Below are 1,558 nucleotides of genomic sequence, written 5' to 3'. Positions count from 1 at the left end.
GAGGATCTGGAAGCTCAGATATCCCAGGCGGCCGACGAGTTGGCGCGCGAGGGACGCAATCATAAGCCGGAACAAAACCCGGAGCCCGTAGTCAATCAGAACCACGCCGCGAAACCCGCGCCCAAGGCAAAGCCTGCCGAATTGCGCCCCGTGGAACCGCGCAATGGCGCCCAGCCCGCTGGTTTCGCACCGGCCAATGACGATCGCCAGAAGGACTATAAGACGCTCCTGCACAGCCTCAACAGGCGTGCCTCGAACACCATTTACTGGGTCGTTGCCTTCGTTTCGCTCGCCTGGTTCGCTGGCGCCGGCGGTTTGGCCAATCTGCTTTTCGGACCGAGCATCTGGAGAATCCGTACGCTCGACCAGTTCCTTGCCCGTCCGGAGTTGATCGGCCTTGCGGTCGCGGCCATTGTGCCCGTCATCCTGTTCTGGGCCTTCGCCGCCATGATTCGCCGCGCCCAAGAAATGCGCATCGCCGCACAGTCGATGACCGAAGTGGCCTTCCGCCTGACCGAGCCGGAAAACCTTGCCCAGGATCGCGTCATGATGATCGGCCAGGCCGTTCGTCGCGAGGTCGCGGCCATGGGCGAAGGCATCGAACGCACGCTTGCCCGCGCCGTCGAGCTGGAAACGCTTGTCCACAGCGAAGTCAACCAGATCGAACGCTCCTATTCCGAGAACGAATCCCGCATCCGCTCGCTGGTCGACGGGCTCGGCAGCGAGCGCGAAGCCGTCGTCACCCATGCCGAGCGCGTCCGCGCCTCGATCACCGGCGCGCATGAGACGCTGAAGGACGAGATCGGCGCCGCTTCCGACATCATCCGCGACTCGATCCTCAATGCATCGACCAAATTGTCGATGACGATCACCAATTCCGGCGACACGCTGATCGATCGCATCAACGAAAGCTCGATGTCGATCTTCGATTCCGTCGAAGGCCGGCTCGATTCGATCACCGACCGTCTGTCGACCTCGGGCGAGGCCTTCGCCAGCCTTCTCGACACCCGCATTGCCAAGCTGACGGACACCACTGACGGCCTGACACGGTCGTTGACCGATCTGCTCGACGATCGCACCACCGGCATGGTGTCGCTGCTCGGCGGCGCCGCACGCACCCTCAATTCCGAGTTCGAGGCCAGCCTCAACGGCATCGAGCGGACGCTCGCCGAACGCGGCCAGGCCCTGATCAGCGAGTTCCAGACCCGCGCCGAGGCGCTGGACACCGGAACGCAGAAGCTCAATGCGGCACTCGAGGCCCGCGCCCGCCAGATCAACGAAACGCTGGTCGAGCGCGCCCGCGAAATCGCGCACACCTTCGCCGAGAGCAAGGACACGCTGTCGGCGATGATCGATCAGGGCAAGACCCAGATCGGCGCCGACATGGCCGACATCGTCACCTCGACCTCCTCCATGCTCGAAGCCCGCGCCAGCGACTTCGCCGGGCGCATGGAGGCCGCCCGCCATGTCGTGTCGCGTTCGTTCGACAGCGACATCCAGCGGCTCGCCGACGCCCGCGTCGGCATCGAGGAAGCCGTCGAGAACCACAGCAGGAAAC

At 64.4% G+C, this 1,558-nt stretch carries 1 pseudogene; it reads left to right on the top strand.

Features of this window, described 5'->3' with window-relative positions:
• Positions 1–1,558, top strand: a pseudogene (locus EN750_RS33630) (kinesin); the annotation flags it as partial.

The organism is Mesorhizobium sp. M7A.F.Ca.ET.027.03.2.1 (assembly GCF_003999175.1).
GTDB lineage: Bacteria > Pseudomonadota > Alphaproteobacteria > Rhizobiales > Rhizobiaceae > Mesorhizobium.
This window is presented reverse-complemented; position numbering and strand designations above follow the sequence as displayed.